Origin of the sequence: Nocardiopsis sp. RV163, from assembly GCF_001029525.1 — a bacterium.
In the GTDB taxonomy this organism is placed as follows: Bacteria; Actinomycetota; Actinomycetes; order Streptosporangiales; family Streptosporangiaceae; genus Nocardiopsis; species Nocardiopsis dassonvillei.
In genome coordinates this window covers 1-24547 of sequence record NZ_LEKI01000080.1, presented here as the reverse complement: position 1 = coordinate 24547, position 24547 = coordinate 1, and the positions used below count along the sequence as shown (strand labels likewise).

21 protein-coding genes and 2 tRNA genes are annotated in these 24547 nt (G+C 72.8%); 19 read left to right on the top strand and 4 right to left on the bottom strand.

What is annotated here, in order from left to right:
- The first annotated feature begins 381 nt into the window (after window positions 1-381).
- From ABD54_RS15355 to ABD54_RS15345, 3 genes are all read left to right on the top strand, one after another.
- On the top strand, window positions 382-972 hold the full coding sequence (locus ABD54_RS15355; protein WP_200904117.1) for a DUF1707 domain-containing protein: 591 nt from the start codon (window positions 382-384) through the stop codon (window positions 970-972).
- Window positions 973-1303: 331 nt separating this feature from the next.
- Window positions 1304-1909, top strand: coding sequence for a vancomycin high temperature exclusion protein (locus ABD54_RS15350; protein WP_047870164.1), 606 nt, complete (start codon window positions 1304-1306; stop codon window positions 1907-1909).
- A gap of 221 nt (window positions 1910-2130) precedes the next feature.
- Window positions 2131-3558: a hypothetical protein gene (locus ABD54_RS15345; protein ID WP_047870163.1), complete on the top strand. Its 1428-nt coding sequence runs from the start codon at window positions 2131-2133 to the stop codon at window positions 3556-3558.
- A 106-nt stretch (window positions 3559-3664) separates the two neighbouring features.
- Here ABD54_RS15345 and ABD54_RS15340 read toward each other — a convergent pair whose 3' ends face one another.
- Window positions 3665-4513: a vancomycin high temperature exclusion protein gene (locus tag ABD54_RS15340; RefSeq protein WP_047870162.1), complete on the bottom strand. Its 849-nt coding sequence runs from the start codon at window positions 4511-4513 to the stop codon at window positions 3665-3667.
- Between the two features lie 137 nt (window positions 4514-4650).
- On the opposite strand from ABD54_RS15340, the gene ABD54_RS15335 reads away from it, so the two are divergent.
- Window positions 4651-6219, top strand: coding sequence for a DUF885 family protein (locus tag ABD54_RS15335; RefSeq protein ID WP_047870161.1), 1569 nt, complete (start codon window positions 4651-4653; stop codon window positions 6217-6219).
- Between the two features lie 245 nt (window positions 6220-6464).
- Here the strand turns inward: ABD54_RS15335 and ABD54_RS15330 are convergent, their stop codons facing one another.
- Window positions 6465-7502, bottom strand: a complete 1038-nt coding sequence (locus tag ABD54_RS15330) for an N-acetylmuramic acid 6-phosphate etherase (RefSeq protein ID WP_047870160.1) — start codon at window positions 7500-7502, stop codon at window positions 6465-6467.
- An 81-nt stretch (window positions 7503-7583) separates the two neighbouring features.
- Window positions 7584-8570, bottom strand: a complete 987-nt coding sequence (locus ABD54_RS15325; protein ID WP_047870159.1) for a MurR/RpiR family transcriptional regulator — start codon at window positions 8568-8570, stop codon at window positions 7584-7586.
- A 199-nt stretch (window positions 8571-8769) separates the two neighbouring features.
- Here ABD54_RS15325 and ABD54_RS15320 point away from each other — a divergent pair, with 199 nt between their 5' ends.
- The 9 genes from ABD54_RS15320 to ABD54_RS15280 all read left to right on the top strand — a co-directional run bounded on the left by ABD54_RS15320 (window position 8770) and on the right by ABD54_RS15280 (window position 16351).
- A complete protein-coding gene (locus ABD54_RS15320) occupies window positions 8770-10689 on the top strand; it encodes an AfsR/SARP family transcriptional regulator (RefSeq protein ID WP_047870158.1) in 1920 nt (639 codons plus the stop codon).
- A 159-nt stretch (window positions 10690-10848) separates the two neighbouring features.
- On the top strand, window positions 10849-11034 hold the full coding sequence (locus ABD54_RS15315; RefSeq protein WP_047870157.1) for a hypothetical protein: 186 nt from the start codon (window positions 10849-10851) through the stop codon (window positions 11032-11034).
- 136 nt (window positions 11035-11170) lie between these two features.
- Window positions 11171-11244 (top strand) — tRNA-Lys (locus ABD54_RS15310).
- Window positions 11245-11529: 285 nt separating this feature from the next.
- Window positions 11530-11913, top strand: a complete 384-nt coding sequence (locus ABD54_RS15305) for a hypothetical protein (RefSeq protein ID WP_235432074.1) — start codon at window positions 11530-11532, stop codon at window positions 11911-11913.
- A gap of 4 nt (window positions 11914-11917) precedes the next feature.
- On the top strand, window positions 11918-12787 hold the full coding sequence (locus tag ABD54_RS15300) for an ATP-binding cassette domain-containing protein (protein ID WP_047870155.1): 870 nt from the start codon (window positions 11918-11920) through the stop codon (window positions 12785-12787).
- Window positions 12784-14277, top strand: coding sequence for a hypothetical protein (locus ABD54_RS27930; protein ID WP_047870154.1), 1494 nt, complete (start codon window positions 12784-12786; stop codon window positions 14275-14277). The genes ABD54_RS15300 and ABD54_RS27930 overlap by 4 nt, the downstream gene beginning before the upstream one ends.
- A 214-nt stretch (window positions 14278-14491) precedes the next feature.
- A tRNA-Lys gene (locus ABD54_RS15290) sits at window positions 14492-14565 on the top strand.
- A 457-nt stretch (window positions 14566-15022) separates the two neighbouring features.
- On the top strand, window positions 15023-15514 hold the full coding sequence (locus ABD54_RS15285; RefSeq protein WP_047870153.1) for a septum formation family protein: 492 nt from the start codon (window positions 15023-15025) through the stop codon (window positions 15512-15514).
- 240 nt (window positions 15515-15754) lie between these two features.
- Complete coding sequence (locus ABD54_RS15280; RefSeq protein ID WP_047870167.1) at window positions 15755-16351, top strand: septum formation family protein; 597 nt, start codon at window positions 15755-15757, stop codon at window positions 16349-16351.
- A 193-nt stretch (window positions 16352-16544) separates the two neighbouring features.
- Here ABD54_RS15280 and ABD54_RS15275 read toward each other — a convergent pair whose 3' ends face one another.
- Entirely contained in the window at window positions 16545-18137 is a 1593-nt protein-coding gene (locus ABD54_RS15275) for an alpha/beta fold hydrolase (protein WP_047870152.1), read from the bottom strand.
- A gap of 322 nt (window positions 18138-18459) precedes the next feature.
- Here ABD54_RS15275 and ABD54_RS15270 point away from each other — a divergent pair, with 322 nt between their 5' ends.
- From ABD54_RS15270 to ABD54_RS15245, 6 genes are read left to right on the top strand one after another with little or no spacing between them, the layout of a single operon-like run.
- Window positions 18460-19551, top strand: a complete 1092-nt coding sequence (locus ABD54_RS15270; protein ID WP_047870151.1) for an ABC transporter permease — start codon at window positions 18460-18462, stop codon at window positions 19549-19551.
- A gap of 13 nt (window positions 19552-19564) precedes the next feature.
- Window positions 19565-20440, top strand: a complete 876-nt coding sequence (locus ABD54_RS15265; RefSeq protein WP_047870150.1) for an ABC transporter permease — start codon at window positions 19565-19567, stop codon at window positions 20438-20440.
- A 3-nt stretch (window positions 20441-20443) separates the two neighbouring features.
- Window positions 20444-21505 (top strand): ABC transporter ATP-binding protein, encoded by a 1062-nt coding sequence (locus tag ABD54_RS15260; RefSeq protein WP_047870149.1) that lies wholly within the window; start codon window positions 20444-20446, stop codon window positions 21503-21505.
- On the top strand, window positions 21498-22544 hold the full coding sequence (locus ABD54_RS15255) for an ABC transporter ATP-binding protein (RefSeq protein WP_082166831.1): 1047 nt from the start codon (window positions 21498-21500) through the stop codon (window positions 22542-22544). The genes ABD54_RS15260 and ABD54_RS15255 overlap by 8 nt, the downstream gene beginning before the upstream one ends.
- A gap of 4 nt (window positions 22545-22548) precedes the next feature.
- Complete coding sequence (locus tag ABD54_RS15250; RefSeq protein ID WP_047870148.1) at window positions 22549-22737, top strand: hypothetical protein; 189 nt, start codon at window positions 22549-22551, stop codon at window positions 22735-22737.
- A 23-nt stretch (window positions 22738-22760) separates the two neighbouring features.
- Window positions 22761-24539 (top strand): ABC transporter substrate-binding protein, encoded by a 1779-nt coding sequence (locus ABD54_RS15245; protein WP_394324544.1) that lies wholly within the window; start codon window positions 22761-22763, stop codon window positions 24537-24539.
- Window positions 24540-24547: the final 8 nt, after the last annotated feature.

The window sequence follows — 24547 nt, the reverse complement described above, 5'->3', positions numbered from 1 at the left end:
GTTCACGGTGTGGCCGGTTGCGGACACGCGCTGTGCAGACGCGCGCCGGCGCGAGACCGTGTACCGGGGGGAGGCGGGAACCACGTGTGGTTCAGGACTCTGCCGGGGTCCGTCCTACCCCGGCAGAGTCCTCAACCACCCTAGAGAAGCGGTACCCAGTCCCCGACCTCCCCAAAGCGCGCCGGGCCGCCAACCTGCGGTGGGAGGGGACGCGGGCGCCGGACAGGGGCCCCGAGGCCGCTCCCGCCCGCCGGAGCGGCCGGACCGCGGCGGCGCCGGTTCCGCACCGCGCTCCTTTCCGCCCATGCTCTACCGTGGTGGTGACAAAAGGAGCGGGAAAGGACCGGGCGAGCGACATTGGCCTCCAATGACATGAGTCGGATGCGCGTCTCCGACGCGGAGAGGGACCAGGCGGCGGAGGTCCTGCGTGAGGCGGCGGCGCAGGGGCGCATCACGCTCGACGAACTCGACGAACGGCTCAACGCCGTCTACGCGGCCAAGACCTACGCCGACCTCGAACCGGTCACCGCCGACCTGCCGACGGGCACCGTCGCGCGGCCGGTGGAGGGCCTTCTCCCGGAGCGCCGCCACGGAGGCGACGCCCTCGTCGTCCGCTCCCAGGGCGGCCCCGTCGTCCGCAAGGGCGTGTGGGAGGTGCCGTACCGCGTCGAGGTGTACAACAAGTACGGCTCCACCCGGCTCGACTTCCGCGAGGCCTCCCTGACCACGTCCGTCGTCGAGGTCCACGTCGACGCCTCCTGGGGTTCGGGCGACGTGATCCTGCCCGAGGGCGCCACCGCCGACGTGGAGGCGGACGCCTCCTGGTTCGGCACGCTGCGCAACGGCGTCGACTCCCTCCGCCGCGTGTCCGCACCGCACTTCGCCATCACCGGTTCCTGCCAGGGCGGCTCCCTGACGATCCGGTACAAGCGCCCCTTCTCCTGGGGCGCTCTGGCGGGTCTGGGGAGCTGAGGCCGGGTTCCCGGGCGGCCTCGGTGGGCCTCCGCGAGCGGGAGCCCGGGCTCCGGCAGGGGGCGGTTGCGCGCGGAGCCGGTTCCGGGCCTCCCAGGGGAGGCGGGACCGGCGCGGACGTTGCGACACGTCCCGGTTTCCCGCTTCTCGCGCGGGTCCGTACTCCTTCGTCCGGGTACGCGCGCTCCGCCGGTGCGCCATGATGGGTGCGACACGCGCCCCGCGCACGCGCGGGGCGGAGGCGGCAACCGCCCCGGGAGCGCTCGGGCGGGCCGCGGCACCGCGCGGACGGGTGGCGGACGCGCGCCGGACGACCGGAGAGGGCGGCAGGGTGGGCTTGTGGATCGCGGCGGTCGGAGCGGGCGCGTGCGCCCTGGCACTGGGCCCCTACGCCTGGACCCTCCTGGGCAGCGCCGGGCGCCGCGGAGAGGTCGACACCGTCCCGCACCGGCCCGTGGCCGTGGTCCTGGGGGCCGCCGCCTGGAACGACGGGCCCTCGCCGCTGCTCGCCCGCCGCTTGGACCTGGCCGTGCGCCTGTACGAGAACGGCCGGGTCGAGCGGATCATCGTCTCCGGGGACAACCGCGAGGTGTCGCGCCGCGAGACCGACACCATGACCGCGTACCTGGTCGCGCAGGGCGTGCCCGCCGACCGGATCGACGCCGACCGCCACGGTTACCGCACCTGGGACACCTGCGTGCGGGTGCGCGACCTGTTCGGGGTCAGTGAGGCGACCATGGTCACCCAGTCCTTCCACCTGCCCCGCACGGTCGCCCTCGCCCGGGCCGCGGGCATCGACGCCGTCGGGGTGGGCGACTCCAGCATGGGCGCCCGCCGCCGCTCCACCGTGATCGGCTACGCCCGTGAGGTCGCCGCCGCGGTCAAGGCCCTGCGCGACGCCGTGCTGCGCCCGGCGCCCGCCCGGAGCGAGCTCTAGCGGGACCCGGCCCGAGGCGCTGAACGTCGCGCCGCCCGGGTGCCCGGGGGCGCGAACCGCCTCCGGCGCCGCCACGCGGCGCGGACCCGGCGTGGTGACAGGGACCGCTCCCCTCCGCTTCGCGCTGCCCGCCCCCGGCCTCGGGCTTCGGCGCGGCCGCACCGCCCGGCTCGTCCACGGGTGGATTCGCGCGTACCGGCTCAGGCGGGATAATCGGCACCATGAACGCGACCACCGACCCACACGACGGCGCGGAGAACGTGGACTGGGCGGCCCTGGCCCCCGAGGGCGGCGCCCGCATCCCCGAGCTCCTCGGCCAGCTCGCCGGGAGCGACAGCGCGCTCTCCGAACTCCACGACATCATCCACTTCCCCGCGCCCGGACACCTCGCCGCACCCAGGGCGGTCGACTTCCTGGTCGACCTCGCCTGCGCCGAGTCCACCCCGGCCACCGACCGCTGGCGTCCCCTGAGCCTGCTCCTGGAGCTGGTGGCCGGGCACGCCGAGGACCGCTTCCCCGAGGCCCGCGACCTGGACCAGTGGCGCGACGAGGTGGCCTGGGCGTCCTCCAACGACGCCGAGAAGGTCCGCCAGCAGTACCGCGACTGGGCCGAGGAGGCCCCGGACGAGCAGCACCACCACCGCATGCGCAACCGGCTCGCCGTGATGGAGCAGCCCGGCGGCGCCGCGATCCTCCAGGCCGAGCTGGACACCTACGAGGCCGTCCGCGCCCGCGTCCCCGACCTTGTCTCCCTGCTCCACGGCGGCGCCAACCGCGGCGGAATGGACCGCGCGGGGGAGTGGGTGAGCTACCTCCTGGCCTTCCTGCCCGACGACGCCGAGCGCATCACCGCCGAGGTCACCGGAGCCTCCCAGGTCCTGCTCGCCAAGGACCTGCGCCCCTCCCCGCAGGCGCCCACGAGCCTGCGCGACGTGATGAACGCGCTGGACAGCGGCGGCGACCCGCTCCCCGCGGAACTGTTCGCCCTCGGCCTGCTGGCCAGCCCGACCGACATCGACCTCTCGGTCGGCCTCACCCACCAGATGGCGGGCGGGAACCTGTACAACTCCTTCGCCGCCTCGGTGGCGATGCTGCTCATCCACGGCGAGAACACCCCGCGCGAGGCGCTGCGCCGCGTCGGCCGCGGCGGCGGCACCTCCATGGGCTACCAGGGCCTGTTCAACGAGTCCTGGCCGCACTGCGGCGGGCACTCCCCGCAGGTCCTGGGCTTCCTGGCGCTGGGCCGCGCGGGCGACCGCGCCCGCCGACTGCGCCTGGACATCCTGCCCGGCCTGATCAAGGGCGAGGAGGACTCGCGCGCCCTCGTGACGGGCGTCGGCCTGGAACTGGTGCTCGGCCCCCGCGGCAAGGGCCACACCGCAGAGGAGCACGCCGAGGCCGACTACGACGAGGAGACCCTCAAGGTCCTCTGGACGATCGCCGAGCTGCCCGCCTCCGCCTGGGAGGACGAGGAGTTCACGCGGACCCTGAGCGCCTGGGCGCTGCCGGACAACGCCGAGGACTTCTGCGCGCTCGTGGGTGTGGAGCCCGAACCGGAGCCGGAGCGGGCCGCGGCCCCGCAGCCGCAGCAGCCCGCCGCCCCCCAACCCGGCGGGCTGCTGGGACGCCTCTTCGGCGGAGGACGGTAGGGCGCGTCCGGTCCACCGGAACTGTCCCCGGCGCCGGTGGACCGACCGGTCGCGATCGCCCGCCGCGGCCCCGGACCGACGTGTACGGCTCCGGGGCCGGGCGGTCTCAGCCGCCCGCCGCCCCCGGTTCGCGCTCCAGCGCCAGCGCCTCGTCCACTCCGCTCTCGTAGTCGCCCAGGAACGTCGGGTCGGGTCGCAGCACCACCGAGCCCAGCGCCGCCACCGCCGCCGGGACCTCCCGGAACCATCCGTACACGGTGGCGAAGGTGCGCTCCTCCAGGCTGGAGTCGGCCACGCCCACCGCGTCGATTCCCGCCGAACGGCACAGCCGCACGGCGCGGGGCAGGTGGAAGTCCTGGGTGACCACGGTGGCCTCCCGCACCCCGAACACCTCGTGGGCCCGTACGCACGAGTCCCAGGTGGAGAACCCGGCGTAGTCGCCCACGACGTGCTCTCCCGGGACACCGGCGTCCACCAGGTAGGCGCGCATGGTGTCGGTCTCGTTGTAGTGCTCGACGCTGTTGTCGCCGGTCACCAGGACGACGTCGACCCTCCCGGCGAAGTAGAGGTCGGCGGCGGCGTCCAGACGTCGGGCCAGCAGCAGGCTGGGCCGCCCGTCGGGGCGCACACCGGCGCCCAGCACCAGCGCCACCGCGCGTTCCGGCACGGCGCCGGCGGTGTGGCGGTGGTCGGAGGTGGAGGAGAGTACCCACAGGAACGGTACGCAGCCCGCCACCATCGCTAACACGGCCAGCACGGCGAGGCGTCCCAGCCACGTCCGGCGTGCGCGGCGTCCGCCGCGGCCGGTGGAGGCCCCGGCGTTCCCGGAGCCGGTGCCGTCGTCGGCGGTGTCGGCACCGGAGCCGCCGGAAGCGGTGGAGGCCCGCTCGCTTAGGGCACCGGTGTCGTCGTCGGGCGGGGGACTCTGGGGTGTGGCGGGATCTGGGATCGTCACGCTTGGGAAGACGCCCGGCGCCGCTCCGGAGTTCCGGCGCGGCGCAGGTTCCGGTACGGCGCGGCGGACCCGGCCGGTCCGGTCCGGGCCCGCGAACCGTCTGTCCGCACGGCCCTCTCCGGGGCTAGAGTCGCCGCATGTCCTTCCAGCCACAGCACGAAGACCTGCCCGCGCGGCTCCGGCGCCTGGCCGACCTCAGGCCGATGAACATGCGTGAAGGCTCCGGCATGCACGAGTACGACGGCAAGGTCGCCGACCTGTCGCCCGAAGGGGTCCGAAAGGCCCTGGCCGGGCTCGGCGGCGAACCCCTCGACGACCCGCACGACGAGGCCCACCTGGCCGCCTTCGAGAACGCCCTGCGCTACGAGCTCGGCGAACTCCAACTGCACCGAGCCAACCCCCTCTACCACGTCAACGAACTCGACCTGTCGGGCTACGACCGCGCGTACGCGCCCCGGGCCGAGCGCGACGCCGCCCGCATCGCCCACCTGGCCGAGTGGCCGCGCGTGGTCGACAACGCGATCGCGGCCCTGGACCGCCTGCCCGCCCCCCTCGCGGAGTCCCTCCTCGGCGCCGTCCGGGGGGTGGCCGACGGCCTCCCCGACGACGTGCCCGCCGAGGTGCGCGACGCGGCCCTGGCCGCGCACGCGCGTCTGCTCGCCCACGTCGAGAAGGCGGTGCGGGAGGGCCCCCGCAGCGCCGGGCTGGGCGCCGGGCCGCTCGCCCGCCTCATGGGCAGCGGCGAGGCCGTCGAGGTCGACCTCGCGGACCTGGCCGCCCGCGCCGACGCCGAACGCGACCGCCTGCGCGGCCGCCTGGCCGAGGCCGTGGGGCGCCTCGCCCCCGGCCGCGACACGATGGAGTTCGTCCGCGAGCTCACCCGGCAGCACCCCGACACCGACGGAGTGCTGGACGCCGCCCGCCGCTGGACGGAGCTGGCCCTGGCGTTCACCGCCGAACGCGGCCTGGCGCCCTACGACGACGGCGAGTGCCGCGTGGACGTCTCCCCGCCCTCCCAGCGCTGGGCCACCGCGATGATGGCGTGGTCGGGCCCGTGGGAGGCCGACACGCCCTCCTTCTACTTCATCACCCCGCCCGACGCCTCCTGGAGCGCGGAGGAGGCCGACGAGTGGCTGGAGATGTTCAGCCACACCACCCTGCCAGCCGTCAGCGTGCACGAGGTGGCTCCCGGCCACTTCTCCCACGGCCGTGCGCTGCGTCAGGCGCCCGGGCCGGTGCGCCGCGCCCTGCACTCGATGACCTTCGCCGAGGGCTGGGCGCACTACGTGGAGGAGGTGTGCCTGGACGAGGGCTTCGGCGCCTACGCCGCCGAACGCCTCGGCGACCCCGCCTGGACCGCCGACCACTACGAGACCGGGGTGTGGGTGGAGGCGCTCATCCGCGTCACCCGCCTGTCCGTGGCGATCGGCATGCACAGCGGCACCATGTCCGTGCAGGAGGCGGCCGCCCGCTTCGCCCAGGACACGCCGCTCCAGGGGCCCGCGGCCCTGGCCGAGGCCCGCCGCGCCACCTTCGACCCCACCTACGGCCGCTACACCTGGGGCAAGCTGGAGATCCTGCGGCTGAGGGAGCGGGCGCGCGAGCGCTGGGGCGACGGGTTCACCCTGGAGCGCTTCCACCGGGCCCTGCTGGACCTGGGCTCCCCGCCGATCGGTCTGATCGGCACCGCCGTCGAACGAGGCTGAGCCGGGCGGCGGCCGTCCACAGCCGCGGACCGGGACCGGCGGGGCGGGCGCTGGCGCGGGAGACTCGGATACGGGGGGAGCAGCCCCCTCCGACAGCGGCGCGCGGCGCCCCCGGAACCGAGCCTACGCCGCCCGCCCGGCCCCGGACCACGGGGACTTTCGGCCTGTGGAAGAGCCTGGGCGGGACCTGACCCGCGCGGGCCCCGGCCCGGGCGGGACGACGGCCGTCCCGCCCGCCCCGCCGCCTACTCCGGGGAGGCCCGGCCCGGCATGCCCAGCCCGGCCAGCGCGGGGCGGACCCGGCCCCGCGCCTCACCCAGGGCCCGGGCCGCCGTGTCCGCGTCCACGTCGGCCAGCAGCGACACCAGCGCGACGCGCGTGTCGCCCTCCGCCGCGTTCAGCGCCCGCGCGCACACCCGCTCGTCCAGCCCGGTGGCCTGCGTCAGGATGGTCACCACCCGGCCGCGCAGCTTGCCGTTGGTGGCGTCCACCCCCACCATCAGGTTGGAGTACGTCCGCCCCATCCGCACCATCACCGCGGTGGAGAACGCGTTCAGCGCCAGCTTCTGCGCCGTGCCCGCCTTCATCCGGGTGGATCCGGCGATCACCTCCGCGCCGGTGGCCATGCCCACGTGCACGTCCGCCTCCCTCGCCAGCGGCGCCTGCGGGTTCGCGCTGATCAGCACCGTCGCGGCCGAGCGCTCCCGGGCCGCCTCCAGCGCCCCGCCCACGTACGGGGTGCGCCCGCTGGCGGCCAGGCCCACGGCCAGCGACCCCGGCGCGATCGCGGCGGCGTCGGCACGGCCCGACTCCCAGTCGTCCTCGATCCCCTCCACGGCCCGCGCCAGGGCCTCCCCGCCGCCCGCGTGGTGGGCCACCACCCACGAGGCGGGCACGCCGTAGGTCGGCGGCAGTTCGGCCGCGTCCTGGGCCGCGATCCGCCCCGAGGTGCCCGCGCCGAAGTAGTGGATGGCCGCCCCGCTCTCCAGGGCGGCCACCCCCAGCTCCACGGCCCGCGCCAGTTCCGGCAGGACCGCGCCCACCGCGCCGGGGACCGTGAAGTCCTCGGCGTTGATCTGCCGCAGCACGTCCAGCGCCGGGAGCAGGTCGATGTCGTGGGTACCGGAGTTGCGGGCCTCCGTCGGCGCGCGCACGATCACGGCCGCACCGCCCCCGTTCCCCTCGGAGGGCAGCGGGGCGCCGGCCTCCCGAGGGGCGTCCCCGCCTTCCGGCCGGGTTCCGCGCCCGTCGTCGTGCACAGCGCTCTCCTGTTCGGTCCGCACCGGTGCCGTTCCTTTCCATCGTTCGACCGTCCCGCCTCCGCCGCCGGTCGGAGCCGGGCGGCGGGCGCGGGACGCGTACGGTCAGCCGTCGTTGCCGTCCGTGCTCCCGCCGCCGGGGGCCTCGCCCCCGCGGCGCCTGCGGTCGTCGTTGATCCGCAGCCCGCGCACCGCCTCGAAGGTCGTCTCCAGCGCGGTGCGGCTGTCGGTGTAGCGGCTCTGCGCCAGACCCACGAACAGGCAGTCCACCACGGTCAGCTGCGCGAGCCTGCTCGCGGTGGCCCCCGACCGGAACGTGGTCTCGCGGGCCGCGGTGGTCAGCACGTGGTCGGCGAACCCGATCGGGGAGCGGGGGAAGTTGGTGACGGCGACGGTCCGGGCGCCCCGCCGCCCCGCCTCCGTGAGCGCCTGCACCGTGTCTATGGTCGCCCCGCTGTGGGAGATGCCGATCGCCACGTCGCGCTCGTCCAGCAGAGCCGCGCTGGTGAGCATCACGTGCGCGTCCGACCACGCGAACGAGGTGAGCCCGATCCGGTGCAGCTTCTGCTGGAGGTCGGCGCCGACGAACGCACTCGCGCCCACCCCGTACACGTCGACGCGCCGCGCGCCCGCCATCGTGTCGATGACCGTGCGCAGCACCTCCACGTCCAGGGCCGCGCCGGTCTCCTCCACCGCGCGCGCGTCGGTGTAGGCGATCTTCTGCACCACCGTGACGAGGGTGTCGTCGGGATTGATGTCGCTGGACAGCTCCGGGGCCGCCCCGCGGGCGCCACGCGCCTGACCCGCCTCGGTCGCCAGGGCGAGGCGCAGTTCCCGGTAACCGCTGAAGTCGATGGTGCGGCAGAACCGGATCACGGTGGCCTCGGACGTGGCGCAGTCCTTGGCGAGCTGGGTGATGGAGGAGGCGGCGGCCCGCTCGGGGTCGTCGACGACGTGCTGCGCGACCCGCCGCTCCGCGGGAGCGAGAGAGGGCAGGAGCGACCGGATGCGCAGGACCGTCGTGGGGACGGGAGGCGCGGAGACGTGTCCGGTCTCCGCCCGTCCGCCCGCGGGCTTCGGAATTTCCGCCATGGAGGAAAGTTTCTTTCGGTCGTGGTGAAGAGTCAACGAAGAGAGTGGAAAAAGCGGGAGAATCCAGGATTCCAAGGGACGGCCGCGGCGGCAAGTGGGGGGTGCGTGATTGCGATATCCCAGTTCAGACGGCAATCTGGAACCAGGGGGCGCCGGGGTTCACCCGCTCGCACGCGCGCTCCGCGAGGGGGAGGGTGCTGTGTCGCTGAGCGACCCGGCGAGGCGGTGGCACGACACGGCCGGGCAGGCCCGGCAGGGCGCGTCAGCGCACACCGCCGACGGGCTGCGCGTCGGGCTGCTCGGGCAGTTCGGCGTCGAGATGGACGGGGCTCCGCTGCGCCTGCGCGGGGACAAGCGCCGCGCCCTACTGGCTACGCTCCTGCTCAACACCGGGCGCACCGTACCCGCCGCGCACCTCATCGAACGCGTCTGGGGGAGCCCGGCCTCCCCGTCCGCGCGCAGCGCCCTCCAGGTCCACGTGACCCGTGTGCGCGCCGTCTTGGACCAGCACTGCGGCACCCCTCTCATCACGGGAGGCGACGGCGGTTACCGGGTCGACCTCACCGAGGACCAGTGCGACCTGCTGCGCTTTCGCTCCCTGGTCCGCCGCGCCGACGGGGGCGTCGGGCCCTCCGGCCGCGCCGACCTGCTCATCAGCGCACTGGGCCTGTGGCGGGGCCCCGTCCTGGCCGACATCGTCAGCCCCGTCCTGCACGAGCGCGACGTCCCGCCCCTGAACGAGGAACTCCTGCGGACCGCCGAGGAGGGGTTCGGCGCCGCCCTGGCCCGGGGCGACCACGAGCGGGTGGCCGACCAGATCGGCCCCATCGCCACCGACCACCCCGAGCGCGAACCCCTCATCCGGGTCCAGATGACCGCCCTCTACCGCTGCGGGCGCCCCAGTGAGGCCCTGCGTGTGTACGCCCGCACCCGCGACGCTCTGGCCGAGCACCTGGGCGCGGACCCGGGCCGCGAACTCCAGGAGACCTTCCAGGGGATCCTGCGCGGCGACCTCGACGGCACCCCGGGCGCCAGCGTCCCGCACCAGCGCGCCTCCGTTGAGCAGGGCGCCGGGGCCCGGACCCCCGCTCCCACGGCCGGGGCCCGCCCCGGTCCGGCCGCCGGACCCCGTTCCGAGTCCGGTCCGGCCGCCGGACCGGACACAGGGACCGGCGGCGAGCCGGGCGCCCCGGCGGGGGCGGAGGAACGCGACGGCCGCGGCGAAGGCCCGGTCCGCGCGCCCGCCCCGGTGTCGGCCGCCCTCGCACCGGCCGAACTGCCCGCCGCGCCCCCCGCGCTGCTGGGGCGCGATGAGGCCCTGGCCGAGCTGGACCGGCTGGTGGACCCTTCCAGCACCGCTCCAGGCAGCGCGCTCGTGCGCGGCCCCGCGGGCGCGGGGGCCAGCGCCCTCGCCCTGAGCTGGGCCCGCGCGGCCGCGCCGCACTTCCCCGACGGGCAGCTCTACGTCGACCTCCGCGGCGGCGACGGCAGCCCGCGCGACCCGGCCGATGTGCTGCGCCGCCTGGTGCGGTCCCTGTCCACCGGCACCCGCGGCACCGAGGCCATGGACGCCGACGAGGCCGCCGCCCGGGTCCGCACGCTGCTGGCGCACCGGCGGGTCCTGCTGGTCCTGGACAACGCGGCCTCCGCACGCCAGGTGCGCCCCCTGCTCCCCGGCGGCACCGGGTGCGCGGCGCTCGTCACCAGCCGCTACTGGCTGACCGACCTGCTGGTGCGCGACGGCCTGCGCGCCCTGCCCGTGGGGCCGCTACCCCCGGACGCGGCGGTGGACCTGCTGCGCCCGAGGGAGGGGCGGGACCGGTGCGCCGAGTCGGTGCTGCGCCGCCTCGCCCAGGCACTGGGCCACCTGCCCCTGGCGCTGCGCATGGCGGCGGTCTGGCTCGACGACACCCGCCCGGACCGGTCCGCAGCGGAGCTGGTGCGCCGACTGGAGGGGGTGGACCCGGCACGCGGGAGCACGCCCACGGCCCGGATGGCCGCCGTGCTGCGTGCCGGGCCCCGGGAGGGACGGCACGGCCGCGGGGAAGTACCGGCCGAGCCCCGTCCTCCCGGCACCAGTGTCGAACGGGGATCTTACGTTCGGCTTTCACCCGGGTGAGAAAGCAGCCGCCCCCGAGGGGACGCGGAGTACGCGCCGCGTCGCCCAGCGCGGTCGCCGCAGGTGCGCGTCGGGGGAGGGCCAAGAGCGCGTAGCGAAAAGGATTAGATATACCCACGGGGGTCCTCACCACTCCCATGAGTCGCTAAGGTCAACCCCATGACACAGAACAACGATCCCAACATGGACCCGGCGGGAACCACGCAGCACTTCCGCCGCTTCGTCGACGAGAACCCGAGCACCGAGGAGCCCGCGCGCCGCCCGGTCATGCCGATCGTCCTGGCCGTCGTCGGCGCGGTCCTGCTCATCGCCGTGGTCGTCGCGCTGTTCCTGGCCTTCGCCTAGGCACTCCGGGGCAGGGGACCGAGGGGAGGACCGCCGCTCCCGCCGGTCCGCGACCGGTTCGCGGCCCTCCTGCGGTCCTGCTAGAGTTAACGACGTCGCCGGGGAGGTCCGCAGGGCCGGTACCATGGCATGACAGGCGCCATTAGCTCAGTTGGTCAGAGCAGCTGACTCTTAATCAGCGGGTCCGGGGTTCGAGTCCCTGATGGCGCACAGACAACGGCCCCGGGTCGAAGGCACCGCCTTCAGCCCGGGGCCTTCGTCGTCCGTCCGGACGGACACGGCCGTCCCTTCCCGGCCGTCCCTTCCCGGCCGGCGGTGCGCGGCTGGGCCCGGGCCGGATCGGTGGCGGCCCTCACCCCGGGCACCTCCACGTGCCGTCCCGCGGACGGGTCCGGGGTGAGGCTCGGGGGTAGGGCCAGCCCCACCCCCGATACGGCGTTCACGCGTAGTGATACGCGCCCGTGGAACCGGTTGCCTTGTCACATGCGAACCATCATGACGACGAGGACACGTCCGGCGGCGGTACTCACCGCGGTCGCGGCGGTGAGCCTGCTGTCCGGGTGCGGCTGGCCCGACCCCGTCCGGGCCGAACCGGACACGACCACCTTTCCCTTCGACGGCGACGTGCTCGACGTGGTCGCCGACGGGACGCACACCGACCTCGTACCCGCGGACCGCATCGACGTCGAGGTGACCCGGTGGATCGACACCTGGGGTGACCCCGGAGTCACCTCGACCTGGTCGCTGGAGGACGGCACGCTCCGCCTGGAGAACTCCTGCAACGGGGTCTGCGTCTACGAGGACCGGTTCCGTGTGGAGGTCCCGACCGGGGTGCGGGTGCTGCGCGACGGCGAGCCGACCGACCTGACCGGTCGGTGAGCCGGTGCTCGACCTCACCGACGTCACCAAGGTCTACCGGGGCGGCCTCCGCGCCGTCGACGGTGTCACCCTCAGTCTCCGGCCGGGCGTGCTCGGCCTCCTCGGCCCCAACGGCGCGGGCAAGTCGACGCTGATGCGGATCGTCGCCACGGCCGCCCGACCCACCAGCGGACGCGTCCTCTTCGAGGGAACCGACGTGACCGCGCGGCCGCGCTCCCTGCGGCGGACCCTCGGCTACCTGCCGCAGGACTTCGGCTTCTACCCCGACCTGACCGCACGCGAGTTCCTGTCCTACCTCGCCGCCGCGAAGGGGGTGGGCGCACGCACGGCCCGCGCCCGCATCGGTGAACTACTGGAGTTCGTCGCACTCGACGGCGCGGCCGACCGGCGCCTGGGCACCTACTCCGGCGGTATGGTGCGGCGGGTGGGCATCGCCCAGGCCCTGCTCAACGACCCGCGCGTGATCGTCATGGACGAGCCGACCGTCGGCCTCGACCCCGAGGAACGCGCACGCTTCCACTCCCTGCTCAGCGAACTGGCCGCCGACCGGGTGGTCGTCCTGTCCACCCACATCGTCACCGACGTGGAGGCGGTCGCCACGGACGTGGCCGTGGTGGTCGGCGGAAGCCTGGTCCGCCGCGGCCGCCCGGCCGACCTGGCGGGACGGTTGGCGGGCAGGGTGTGGGAGACCACCGAGGACCCCGCGGGTCTGGCCTCCCTGGAACAGCGCCACACCGTGGTCCGCGCCCTGCGAGACGGCGACGGACGCGTGCGGGCCCGGCTCCTGTCCGAACAGCGGCCCACGTCCGACGCCGTCCCGGTGGCGCCGGAGTTGGAGGACGCCTACCGTGCGGCCGTGGGAGCGGTGCGATGATCCCCCGGCTCGCACTCGGCGACCTCCGGGAACGGGTCCGCCGCCCCTCCTACGCCCTGACCCTGTTGGGCGCGGCCACGCTCGCCTACCTGGCCGTGCCCGCGGCCGACGGCCACTGGACCGTGGTCGACGCCGGGGGACACCGCGGGGTCTACGACATGGCCTACGTGGGAGCCGTGGTGGCACTGGGCGGGGCGCTGTGGCTGGCCCTCGGCGGTTTCTACGTCGTCCGCGGCGCGGTCGCCCGCGACCGGCGCACCGGTGCGGGGGAGGTACTGGCCGTCACACCGCTGCGGTCGTTGGGCTACCTCTCCGGCAAGTTCCTCAGCAACCTCGCGGTCCTGTTGTCCATGGTCGCGGTACTGGTCGGGGTCGCCCTGGTGATGTGGTGGACGCGCGGTGAGGACACCGCCGTCGACCCGGTGGGGCTGGTGCTGCCCTTCCTGGCGGTCACGGTCCCCGTCGTGGTCGCCGTCGCGGCGGTGGCGCTGGTGTTCGACACCGTTCCCGGGCTGCGCGGCGGGTTCGCCGACGTCCTCTGGATCCCGGTCTGGATGGCCGTGGTGCTGGGCAGCCAGAGCAGCCGGGCACCGTTCGGCGGTATCGGTGTCCAGACTCTGGCCGACCCCTTCGACGCCGGGATGGCGCGGGCCGGGATCGAGGCGGAGGGGGAGTTCAGTCTCGGGTTCACCAGGGTGGACGAGCCCCTCGTCCCGGTCCCCTGGGAGGGGTTGGCCCTCGACGGGGCCTTCCTGACCGAGCGGCTGCTCATCGTCGCCGGGGCCCTCGCCCTGGTGTCGGTGTCCGCGGCGTGGTTCCGTGTACGCAGCACACAGCCCGTACCGCGCGTCAGGGCCGGGGCTCGGCCCGGTCTTCGCGCCGCACGCGCCGTCCGGCCGCCCGCGCCCCGAGGCCTGGTCTGGGCGGAGCTGCGGATCCTGTTCGCCGGGGTGTCGCTGTGGTGGTGGCTCGGCGCGCTGGTGCTCGGTGCGGCGGGATTGTGGCTTCCGCTGGAGGCGGTGCGCGCGGTCGTTCTCCCCGCCTGCTGGATCTGGCCGGTGCTGGTGTGGGCCCGTGTCTCGACCTCCCAGGTCGGCACGGGTGTGGAGGCGCTGCTCGCCGCCTACCCCGGTCCGGTCCGCCGTCAAGTGGCGGGGTGGGCGGCCGGTGTGCTGCTCGCGGTGCTCGCCGGAGCCGGTCCACTGGTGCGGCTGGCGGCCGCCGGTGACACCGCCGCCGTCGCCGCCTGGTGCGCCGGGGCCGTCTTCGTCCCGGCCCTGGCCTCGGCCCTGGGGACGCTGGGCCGCACCCCGACGCTTTTCCGGGTGCTGTACCCGATGCTGTGGTACCTGGCCGTCAACGGCATCGCCGCCGCCGACTTCATGGGCACGACCGGGGAGGGGCCGGCCGCAGTTCTGGTGGCGGCGGTGGCCGGTGTCCTGCTCGCGGTGGCACTGCTGGCCGGGCAGGCGCGCAGACTGAGCGTCTGAGGCCGGGCACGGGTCCCGTCGTGTCCGCGCCGCCCCGGGCGAAGGCACCGCCTTCCACCCGGGGCCTTCGTGTCGCCCGCGCGCCGTCACAGGCGCGGAGGCAGCCGCCCCGGTGGGGTGCCCCACATCGTGCGGTTCGCGGCGCGGGGCACTCCATCGGTCGGGTAGAGTTGTCCCTGTCGCCGCGGCCGGAAGGCAGGGCGATGAACAACAGGCGTCATTAGCTCAGTTGGTCAGAGCAGCTGACTCTTAATCAGCGGGTCCGGGGTTCGAGTCCCTGATGACGCACCCGAGGCGAGGGCCCCGGCCGGAAACGGCCGGGGCCCTCGCTTTTCCCGTGGTGACGCCCTGTGCGGAAACACCGCGCGGGAACGCCCTGTCGCGCTCTCACTCCGTTCGCCCGCTTCCCCCGAAGTCTTCACTCCCCGCGCTCTGCCGGAAGCCCTCCGCCGTCCTTTCCGCAATCCGCTCCTGGAACCCGTGTGCGCGCGGCCGCCCGCCGTGGTCGCTCGGGCGAGGACGTGGCTTCGGAAAACGTCATAGGTCTGTGATGTCCTGCTTCGCGTTTGCGGCATCCCATAGGGGTGAGGCGAGGGAGGGGGCGTGGAGGCGCACCGTGACGATCCACTGCCATTCCGTCGTTTCCGCAAATGAAATTGACATAAACCCCCAGGTAGTGAATTGTTACCTTCTCGCCGCCTCTTTCTGGACGGCGAGCCCCATGTATAACTTTCGGAGTATCCCCATGTCGAATTTCTCCCCCCTCCTGCGTACCGCCGGTGTCTCGGCACTCGCCGCGGGTAGCGTGTTCGCTCTCAGCGGCTGTGGTGCCCTCATGTCCTTCATGGGTGCCGGCAACGTGATGGAGCTCAACGTCGGCGACTGCTTCGTCGAGTCCGAGATGAACACCGCGCTCGCCAGCGGCGAAGTCAGCAACATCCCGCTGGTGGACTGCGCGGAGGAGCACGACTCGGAGTTCTTCTTCTCCTACGACATGACCGAGGCCGAGTACCCCGGCGACTCGGCGGTCCAGGCCGAGGCCGACGAGATCTGCACCGGTCAGAACTTCACCGACTTCATCGGTGTCTCCTACGCCGAGTCGGAGATCTACGTCGGTCACCTCTACCCCACCCAGGAGACCTGGGACCAGTTCAACGACCGCGAGATCATCTGCTACGCGACCACCTCCAACTCGGGCGAGATGGTCACCGGCACCCTCGCGGACGCCAACCGCTGAGCTTCCCCCGGACGGCGCAGGCCCTGACCCGCCTCCGCCTCCCCGGCCGCCCGAGCGGCCCTTCCCCCATCCCCCTTCTGCCTGCGGCAGTTCGCGTCACGCGGCGCCCCGGAAGGTAACAGAAAACGACACATACCTACCTGCGGCGAAACCTTCTCCACGTCCCCGGCATCTGGGTATGTGTCGCCGATTCCGTCCCCCGTGTCGGCATCAGTACCGAACGATCCAGTGGAGTTCCCCATGTTGTCCGCAACGCACCGCCCGCTCTTCGGCCGTGTCGTCCTGGGAACCCTGGCCGTCGGCGCCACCCTGGCGGCCACGACGGCCTGCGGTTCGCTTCCCCTGCTGCCCCCCGCCCTCCAGGGCGGCGGGGAGACCGTCGCGCCCCAGCCCACGGACGCCTCGGCGCCGACCGCGTCCGAGGAGACCGCCGAACCCGTCTCTCCCGGGACCGTCGACGTGTTCTCCCTGGAGGTGGGCGACTGCTTCATCGAGTCCGAGATGGAGACCGCGCTGTTCAGCGACGGAATCAGTGAGGTCCCGCTGGTGGACTGCTCCCAGGAGCACGACTCGGAGTTCTTCCACTCCCACCAGCTGACCGGTGCCGAGTACCCCGGCGACTCGGCGGTCCAGACCGAGGCCGACGATGTCTGCAAGGGTCAGAACTTCACCGACTTCATCGGCGTCGACTACCTCGACTCGGAGATCTACTCCTACTACCTCACCCCGACCCAGGACAGCTGGGACCAGGCCAACGACCGCGAGATCATCTGCTACGCGACCACCGCCAACATCGGTGAGACGGTCACCGGCACCCTTGAGGGCGCCAACCGCTGAGCGACCGGGGCCGCGGGGCCCTGTCCTCACCCCGCCCCCTCCCATCGTCCCTATGGACGGGTGATCCACCGGTGCACCTAGCCCCGAGAGTCCTATTCATCCGATAATGGGATGAATAATCCTCCGCAGTCGCCGTGAGAACGGCCCGGGCCGCCCCTCGCGGGGGCGGCCCGGGCCGCTTTCGTCTCCGGGGTCAGATGCCCAGGCCGCTCGGGCCGGTCCGGTCGCGCAGCGCCACGAGGTCCTCGGCCTCCACCTCAACCTCCCCGTCGACCTGCGCCGGGGGCAGGCCCTGGCAGGTGAGGTCCTCAGGCCGGGCCCCGTCCACCAGGTAGGCGTCCACCGCCTCGGCCACGCAGTCCAGGCCGCCGGGGAGGTAGAAGCCGTGCCCGCCGTCACCGGCGACGGTGATCAGGGAGCTGTCCAGCCGGTCGGCCATGGCCGGGCCGCCCTCGTAGGCGGTGTTGGCGTCGAACTCACCGGCGATGACCAGTGCCTCGGGGTAGCCCTCCCGCTCCAGCTCGACCGGGGGCTCGGGCCGGTCGAGGCCGTTGAAGGTGCACGGTCGGGGAACCGCCCAGTAGGCGCCGCTGCCGTAGGGGTGCTCCTCCCGGTACTCCCGGGCGTCCGCGTGGTAGGTGCTGATCCGCTCGGGCCACTCGGCCTCGCACAGCACCGCCGTCTGCAGGTCGATGGTGGCCGTGCCGTACTCCTCCTCGGCCAGTGCGCCCGCCTGGGCGGCGAGGGGCTGGGGCAGGGGCTGGTCGTGCACGATGTACCCCAGGACCTCCGAGACCACGTCCCACCGGTCCTGGAAGCGCGAGTACATGCCCACCTCCATGTGGAACAGGTGGTTGTCGTAGGACACGCCGGGCGCGACCTCGAGCGGTTCCTCCCGCAGCCGCTCGGCGGTCGCCTCGAAGGTCGCGTAGACCTCCTCCCGGGTCGAACCGAAGCCGAAGACCTCGTCGTACCCCGCCACCCACGCCGTGTAGCGGTCCATGTTCTCACTGTAGGCCGGCGCCTGCATCATGAAGACGTCGCGCCAGACGCCGTCGGGGTGCACCGACGAGTCCAGCACGCTGCGGTCCAGCCGCTCGGGGAACAGGCTCCCGTAGACCGCGCCCAGGTAGGTGCCGTAGGAGTAGCCCAGGTAGCTGGTCTTCTCCTCGCCCAGAGCGGCCCGGACGACGTCCATGTCGCGGGCGGTGTTGGCGGTGGTCATGTGCGGGCGGACGTCGCCCTCGGCCTGCTCGCAGGCGCGCTGGTAGCGGATCGCCGACCGGGTGGCCTCGGAGATCTCCGCGTCCGTCGGACTCGGGTACACGGGCGGCGGTTCCGAGCCGCAGTCCAGCCTGGGCGAGGACCCGCCGGTGCCGCGGGGGTCCATGCCGATGACGTCGTACACCTCGGCGACACCCAGGCCGCCGACGAGTCCGGTACCCGTCTGCGGGTCCAACGGCAGGGGCATGCTCCGCCCGTGCCCGCCCGGCCCTCCGGGGTTGGTCAGCAGGATGCCGCGCCGCTGTCCGGGGTCGGTGGCGCGGGCCCGGCTGACGGCCACCGTGACGCGCTCGCCCCCGGGGTCGGAGTAGTCGAGCGGGACCACGACGTCGGCGCACTCCAGTCCCTGGAGCACCTCCTCAGTGCAGGGGGCCCAGGCCAGTTCCTGGTCGTGGAACTCGGAGAGGGCGGTGTCGTCGGCGGGGGAGGCCGCCGCGAGGGAAGTGGCCAGGGCCGTCACGAGGACGGTCGAGGCCAGTGTGGTTGCGCGTGCTGTGCGCACGGGGGTCGCCTCCGCGTTCTCGGTCCGTTCGGGGGAACGGGATCGTGTGCTTCGGAGACGTAACCGTACGAACCACCCGTGTGATGACAACACCCACAAATGTCATGAGTCTGCTCATGTGGCCGGATTCGGCCAATCGGCGCGGCAACCATATGTGACGGTTTATCGATTTCTGTTCGTTTTGTGATGTCGATCGTGTCGCTCGGAAGACGCCGTTTGGTCACGAAGGTGGTCTGGACCACATGGATCGGGTTACCGTGAGCCATCTATTAGGAAACTTTCCTAATAGAAACGGAGTCCCTGCGCCCCCCGAAGGAGCCCCGTGGCCACAGAAATCGCGGCCTCCCCGCCACCGCCGCGCGCCGGGAGCGGCGCGGCGGCCCGCACCGTCGCGCCCGCGCCCCCGCTGACGCGGATCTGGCGCCACTACGCCGCCGTCAAGGTCCGCAAGGCCGTCGTCGTGGTGTTCGTCGTCGCCAACGCGACCTTCTTCCTCGGCCGCGCCATGCCCGGCGACCCGATCGACGTGATGGCCGGACGCCTCACGCAGGGCGGCATGTCGTTGGAGGAGGCCCGGGTCATCGCCATGAACTCGCTGGCCTACGACCCCGACGCCCCCCTGTACCAGCAGTGGTGGGACTTCCTGGTCGGCCTGGTCACCTTCGACCTGGGCATGACCATCAACCGGCCGGGCCAGAGCGTCATGGAGGCCATCGGCGCCTACCTGCCCTGGACCCTGTTCAGCATCGGCGTCGGCACAGTCATCGCCGTCGTCCTCGGTTTGGCCCTGGGCATGGTGATGGCCTACTGGCGCAACCGCTTCCTGGACCACGCGCTCAGCGTCCTCGCCTCGGTCCTGGGCGCCGTCCCCAACTACCTCATCGCGATGGCCCTGGTCTTCGGCGGAGGCATGTACCTGGGGTGGTTCGACCCCATCGACCTGCGCGGCACGATCAGCCCCGGCGTCCAGGCGGGGTTCAACGCGGAGTTCCTCGGAGACGCCCTGTACCACGCGGCCCTGCCGATCGTCACCTACGTGCTCGCCATCATCGGCACCTGGATGCTCATCATGAAGGCCTCCACCTCGGAAGTGCTGGGCGAGGACTACGTGACCGTCGCACGCGCCCGGGGGCTGCGCGACCAGCGCATCGCCGTCTCCTACGTCGGGCGCAACGCGGTCCTGCCGCTGGTCGCCCAGATCGCCATCTCCTTCGGCACCCTCGTCGGCGGGGCGATCTTCGTCGAACAGGTCCTGGTCTACAAGGGCGTCGGCGGCCTGCTCCTGGACGCCGTCAACTACCGCGACTACCCGCTCCTACAGGGGCTGCTCATCATCATCACGTCCTGCGTGGTGGTCGCCAACCTCGTCGCCGACCTCCTCTACAGCCGCCTCGACCCGCGCATCCGAACGTAGGAGCCCACCGGAAATGGCCGTCACCACCACCGCAGCCCCCGGGCTCTGGGGAACGATCTGGCAGGGCCTCACCCGCAGCACCAGCGGGTTCGTCGGCCTCTGCCTGGTCCTGAGCGTCCTGCTCTTCTCCTTCGTCGGGCCGCTGCTCATCGACCACCACAACCCCACGGACGTCACCGCGATCTGGGGACCGGTCACCGCCGAGCACTGGCTCGGCACCAACCACCAGGGCAAGGACACCTTCACCCAGCTCGTACTGGGCGGACGCGAACCCATCTGGGTCGGCTTCGTCGCCGCCGTGATCACCGTGGCCGTCGCGGTCGTCCTCGGCGGCGTCGCCGGGTACGTGCGCGGACGGATCGACCACTTCCTGCTCCAGCTCACCGACATCACGATGACCATCCCGTTCATCGTGCTGATGCTGGTCATCGCGTCGTTCTTCCGCACCTCCTCGCCGCTGGTGGTCTCCTTCATCATCGGCCTGGTCACCTGGCCCTACCTCATGCGCTCCATCCGCGCCCAGGTGCTCACCCTCAGGGAACGCGAGTTCGTCGAGGCCGCCCGGCTCCAGGACCTGGGCACCGCGCGCATCCTCTTCGTCGAGGTGCTGCCCAACATGGCGGGCTACATCTTCATCAACTTCATCATCGCCATCACCAACGCGATCTACGCCGTGGTCGGCATGTACCTGCTCGGCCTGCTGCCCAGCACCGCCGACAACTGGGGCCTGATGATCCAGCAGGCCTGGAACAACAACGCCTTCCTGCTGCCCCAGGCGGCGCCCTTCCTCATCGCCCCGATGGTGATGATCATGCTCTTCCAGATCGGGCTGGTCACCATGACCCGGTCCCTGGAGCAGGCCCTCAACCCGCGACTCCGGGACAGGTGAGCCATGACCGACCGCACCGCCGCCCCGCCGCCCGCCGAGGGCCCCCTGCTGTCGGTGAGGGGGGTGGACGTGGGCTACCGCACCGGCCGCAGGAAACAGGTCACCGCGGTACGCGACGTCTCCTTCGACCTCCACCCCGGCCAGTCCATGGCCCTGGTGGGGGAGTCCGGCTGCGGCAAGACCACCCTGGGCCTGGGCCTGCTCCGGCTGCTGCCGCGCACCGGCGTCCTCTCCGCGGGCGAGGTCCTCTTCCGCCGCAAGGACGGCCGCCTCGTCGACGTGCGCACCCTCGCCCGCGAGGACCTGCGCCGCTTCCGCTGGAACGAGGCGGCCATGGTCTTCCAGGGCGCCATGAACGCCTTCAACCCCGTGCTGCGTGTGCGCGACCACTTCCTCGACACCTTCCGCGCCCACGACCGGGGCCGCCGCACGCGCGCCGAGGTCCTCGAACGCTCCGCCGAGCTGCTGCGCATGGTCCGGCTCGACCCCGCCCGGGTGCTGGACAGCTTCCCCCACGAGCTCTCCGGCGGCATGCGTCAGCGCACCCTCATCGCGCTCGCCCTGGCCCTGGAGCCGCAGCTTCTCATCCTGGACGAGCCCACCACCGCCCTGGACATCCTCACCCAGCGCTCCATCGTCGAGCGCCTCGCGGAACTGCGCGAGGAACTGCGCTTCGCGATGGTCTTCATCACCCACGACCTGGGTCTGGCCGCCGAACTCGCCGACCGCGTCGGCACCATGTACGCGGGACGGCTGATCGAGACCGGTACCACCCGCGACATCTTCCACCGCGCCCGGCACCCCTACACCTCGGCCCTGATCAACTCGGTGCCACCGGTCACCGGCGACCTCAGAGTTCCCGAATCGCTGCCCGGAGGCCCGCCCAGCCTCTCCGCGCTGCCCCCCGGCTGCTCCTTCGCGCCGCGCTGCAAGCACGCCGTCGAGCGGTGCGGATCCACCCGGCCCGTGCTCGACGTGCTCACGCACCGCCCCGACGGGCTGAGCCACGCCGCCGCCTGCCTGCGTTCGAACGAACTCTCCACCGAGGGGGCCACCCGTGACTGACCGGACCGTCTCAGCGGACCCGCGGCCCGAGCCCGGCGCCGCACCCGCCGACGAGGGCGGGGAGACCCCGCCGGTGCTCAGCCTGCGCGGCGCGCACCAGGTCTTCCCCACCCCGCGCGGCGACGTGCCCGCCGTCGCGGGGGTCGACCTGGACGTGCGCCCCGGACGGGTGCTGTGCCTGGTGGGGGAGTCCGGCTGCGGCAAGACCACCAGTGCCCGCATGGCCGCGGGCCTGGCCGACCCCGTCCGGGGCTCCGTGCTCTTCCGGGGCAGGGACGTCGCGGAAATGGACCGGCGCGAACGGAGCCGCTTCCGCCGCTCGGTCCAGTTCATCCACCAGGACCCCTACGCCTCGCTCAACCCCGTGCGCACCGTCTACTCGACCGTCTCCGCCGGGCTGCGCCGCCACGGGCTGGTCGAGGACAGGCACGGGGCCCGCCGGGCCACCGCCGAACTCCTGCGACGGGTCGACCTCACTCCGGCAGAGGAGTACCTCGACAAGTACCCGCACCAGATGTCCGGCGGCCAGCGCCAGCGCGTGGCCGTGGCCCGCGCCCTGGCGATGGAACCCGAGGTGATCATCGCCGACGAGTCCACCTCGATGCTCGACGTGTCCATCCGGGTCAGCCTGCTCAACACCCTCGGCGCGCTGCGCGACGACCTCGGTGTGGGCTTCCTGTTCATCACGCACGACCTGGCCGTGGCCAAGTACTTCGCCTGGGAGGGCGAGATCGCCGTCATGTACCTGGGCAGGATCGTCGAGCACGGGCCCACCCCGCGCGTGGTCAACGACCCCCGCCACCCCTACACCAAGGCGCTCGTCGACGCCGTCTGCGAACCCGACCCCGACCTGGCGCACGGCCGGGAACGGATCAGGCTGCGCAGCTCCGAGATCCCCGACCTGACGGACCTGCCGTCCGGGTGCGACTTCCACCCGCGCTGCCCCCTCTACGAGGAGGGCGGCTGCGACACCGTCCGGCCGCCGCTGGCCCCCGCGCACGACCGGCTGCTCGCCTGCCACGTCGTCGGCAGGGGGTGAGGCGGTGCTCGCCGTCGTCGGTCGCTTCGGACTCCTCGCCGGAGCCTTCCTCGCCCTGACCAGCGCACTCATGCTCGTCCTCACACCCCCCGGCACAGCCGAGTCCGTCATCAGCGCCCTCACCGTCGTGATCGGCCTGGTGGTGCTCTCCCTCGGTCTGCTCGCCGTCCTACTCGAAAGGAAGCACCATTGACCCCTTCCACCCCCCACCCCCTGATGCGGGACCTGAGCCGCAGGCGCCTGCTCCGGACGATCGGCTTCGGCACGGCGGGCGTCGCCGGCGCCGGAGTGCTGTCCTCCTGCGCGGGCGGCGACAACGCCGAGGGCGGCGCCGCGCAGTTCACGGGCGTCTTCGACTTCGACCTGGCGGCCCAGACGCGCAACGTCGCCGTGGAGGACGGCGCGCTGCTGATGAACTCCGTGTACGCCGACCTCTTCCTGCCCGCAGGCGCCTTCTACAACTGGGAGACCCACGAGTGGGACTACCTGCTCCTGGAGAACAGCGCCTGGGAGGGCGACGACCTCATCGTCACCCTGCGTCCGGGCCTGAGGTGGAGCGACGGCACCGACCTGACCGCCGAGGACCTGCACCAGAACTACGCCATCCGGGTCTTGGAAGCGCCCGCCTGGTCGGTGGGCTTCCCGCAGATCACCGAACTGGAGCGGCTGGACGACCTCAGCGTCCGCGCGCGCTTCGACAACCCCTTCCCCGGCATCGAGCTCCAGGTCGTCAAGCACCGGATCTTCTCCAAGTCGACCTACGGCGACTTCGGGGAGCGCGCGATCGCGATGGTGGCCGACGGAGTGCGCCAGGGCGACGACGAGCACGCCGAGTTCAACGCCGAGTTCATCGAGTTCAACCCCGAGGAGATCGTCACCAGCGGCCCCTACACCTTCGACCGGGCGCAGATGTCCGACGCGCGGATCACCCTGGTGCGCGAGAGCACCGGCTACCAGGGCGAGGAGGTGAACTTCGAGGAGGTGGTCGTCCACAAGGGCGACAACCGCCAGGCCTCCCTGCTCATCCAGCAGGGCGAGGTCGACTACTCGACCCTGGCCACCTCCGCCGCGGATCAGCAGGCGTTCCGCGCCGTCGAGGGGTTCCGGTGGATCGAGCACCCCGGCTACGACGGCTGCGGGCTGATGTTCAACTACGCGGCCAAGCCCGAACTCAAGGACCTGCGGGTGCGCAAGGCGCTCAAACACCTGCTCGACAGCGACCAGATCGGCCAGGTGGCGCGGGGCGAGGCCTACGGCGGTGTGCGGTACTACTCCGGGCTGGTCGACCTCCAGACCGAGCAGATCTTCACCCCCGAGGAGCTCGCGGAGTTCGCCGCCTACGACCACGATCCGGACCGGGCCGCCGAACTGCTGGAGGAGGCGGGCTGGACCAAGGAGAACGGGGTCTGGCACACCGCCGAGGGCCGGGAGGCCGGCTACGAGATCATCGGCGTCGCGGGCTGGGGCGACTTCGAGCTGACCGCCACCCAGGTGGAGGAGGCCTGGAACGCCTTCGGGATCAAGACGACCGCGCGCAACGTGCCCGCGGACAACCCCTGGGGCATCTGGGCCGCAGGTGACTTCGAGGTGGCCGTGCGCCACTGGGGCAGCCCGGAGATCCCTCAGTACTGGGGCGCCTTCCAGATGAACTTCCTGGTGGAGAACGCCCGCACCGGTGAGACCCCGGGGCAGGACTTCGACCTGAAGGTGGACAGCCCCAGCCGGGGCGAGGTGGACCTGGAGGCGCTGGTCGAGGTCGCCAAGACCGCGCGGACCGAGGAGGAGCAGACCGAGGCCCTCAAGACGATGGCGATCGTCTTCAACGAGCTGCTGCCGCGCATCCCGATCTGGACCTACAAGTACCTGGCCCCGGCCCTGGAGGGCGCGCGGGTGGAGTCCTTCCCCGAGGACCACCCCGCCGCCCGGAACCAGATCTACCGGGACAACCACATCATCCTGTCGCTGATGCAGGGCGGCCTGGAGGCGGCCGGGTAGGGGGCGGG

Bases quoted from the DNA above. Each gene is read 5' to 3' on its own strand.
- ABD54_RS15355 (WP_200904117.1), top strand. From the start codon at position 382: ATGCGCGTCTCCGACGCGGAGAGGGACCAGGCGGCGGAGGTCCTGCGT.
- ABD54_RS15345 (WP_047870163.1), top strand. From the start codon at position 2,131: ATGAACGCGACCACCGACCCACACGACGGCGCGGAGAACGTGGACTGG.
- ABD54_RS15335 (WP_047870161.1), top strand. From the start codon at position 4,651: ATGTCCTTCCAGCCACAGCACGAAGACCTGCCCGCGCGGCTCCGGCGC.
- ABD54_RS15325 (WP_047870159.1), bottom strand. From the start codon at position 8,570: ATGGCGGAAATTCCGAAGCCCGCGGGCGGACGGGCGGAGACCGGACAC.
- ABD54_RS15315 (WP_047870157.1), top strand. From the start codon at position 10,849: ATGACACAGAACAACGATCCCAACATGGACCCGGCGGGAACCACGCAG.
- ABD54_RS15305 (WP_235432074.1), top strand. From the start codon at position 11,530: ATGACGACGAGGACACGTCCGGCGGCGGTACTCACCGCGGTCGCGGCG.
- ABD54_RS27930 (WP_047870154.1), top strand. From the start codon at position 12,784: ATGATCCCCCGGCTCGCACTCGGCGACCTCCGGGAACGGGTCCGCCGC.
- ABD54_RS15285 (WP_047870153.1), top strand. From the start codon at position 15,023: ATGTCGAATTTCTCCCCCCTCCTGCGTACCGCCGGTGTCTCGGCACTC.
- ABD54_RS15280 (WP_047870167.1), top strand. From the start codon at position 15,755: ATGTTGTCCGCAACGCACCGCCCGCTCTTCGGCCGTGTCGTCCTGGGA.
- ABD54_RS15265 (WP_047870150.1), top strand. From the start codon at position 19,565: ATGGCCGTCACCACCACCGCAGCCCCCGGGCTCTGGGGAACGATCTGG.
- ABD54_RS15260 (WP_047870149.1), top strand. From the start codon at position 20,444: ATGACCGACCGCACCGCCGCCCCGCCGCCCGCCGAGGGCCCCCTGCTG.
- ABD54_RS15245 (WP_394324544.1), top strand. From the start codon at position 22,761: ATGCGGGACCTGAGCCGCAGGCGCCTGCTCCGGACGATCGGCTTCGGC.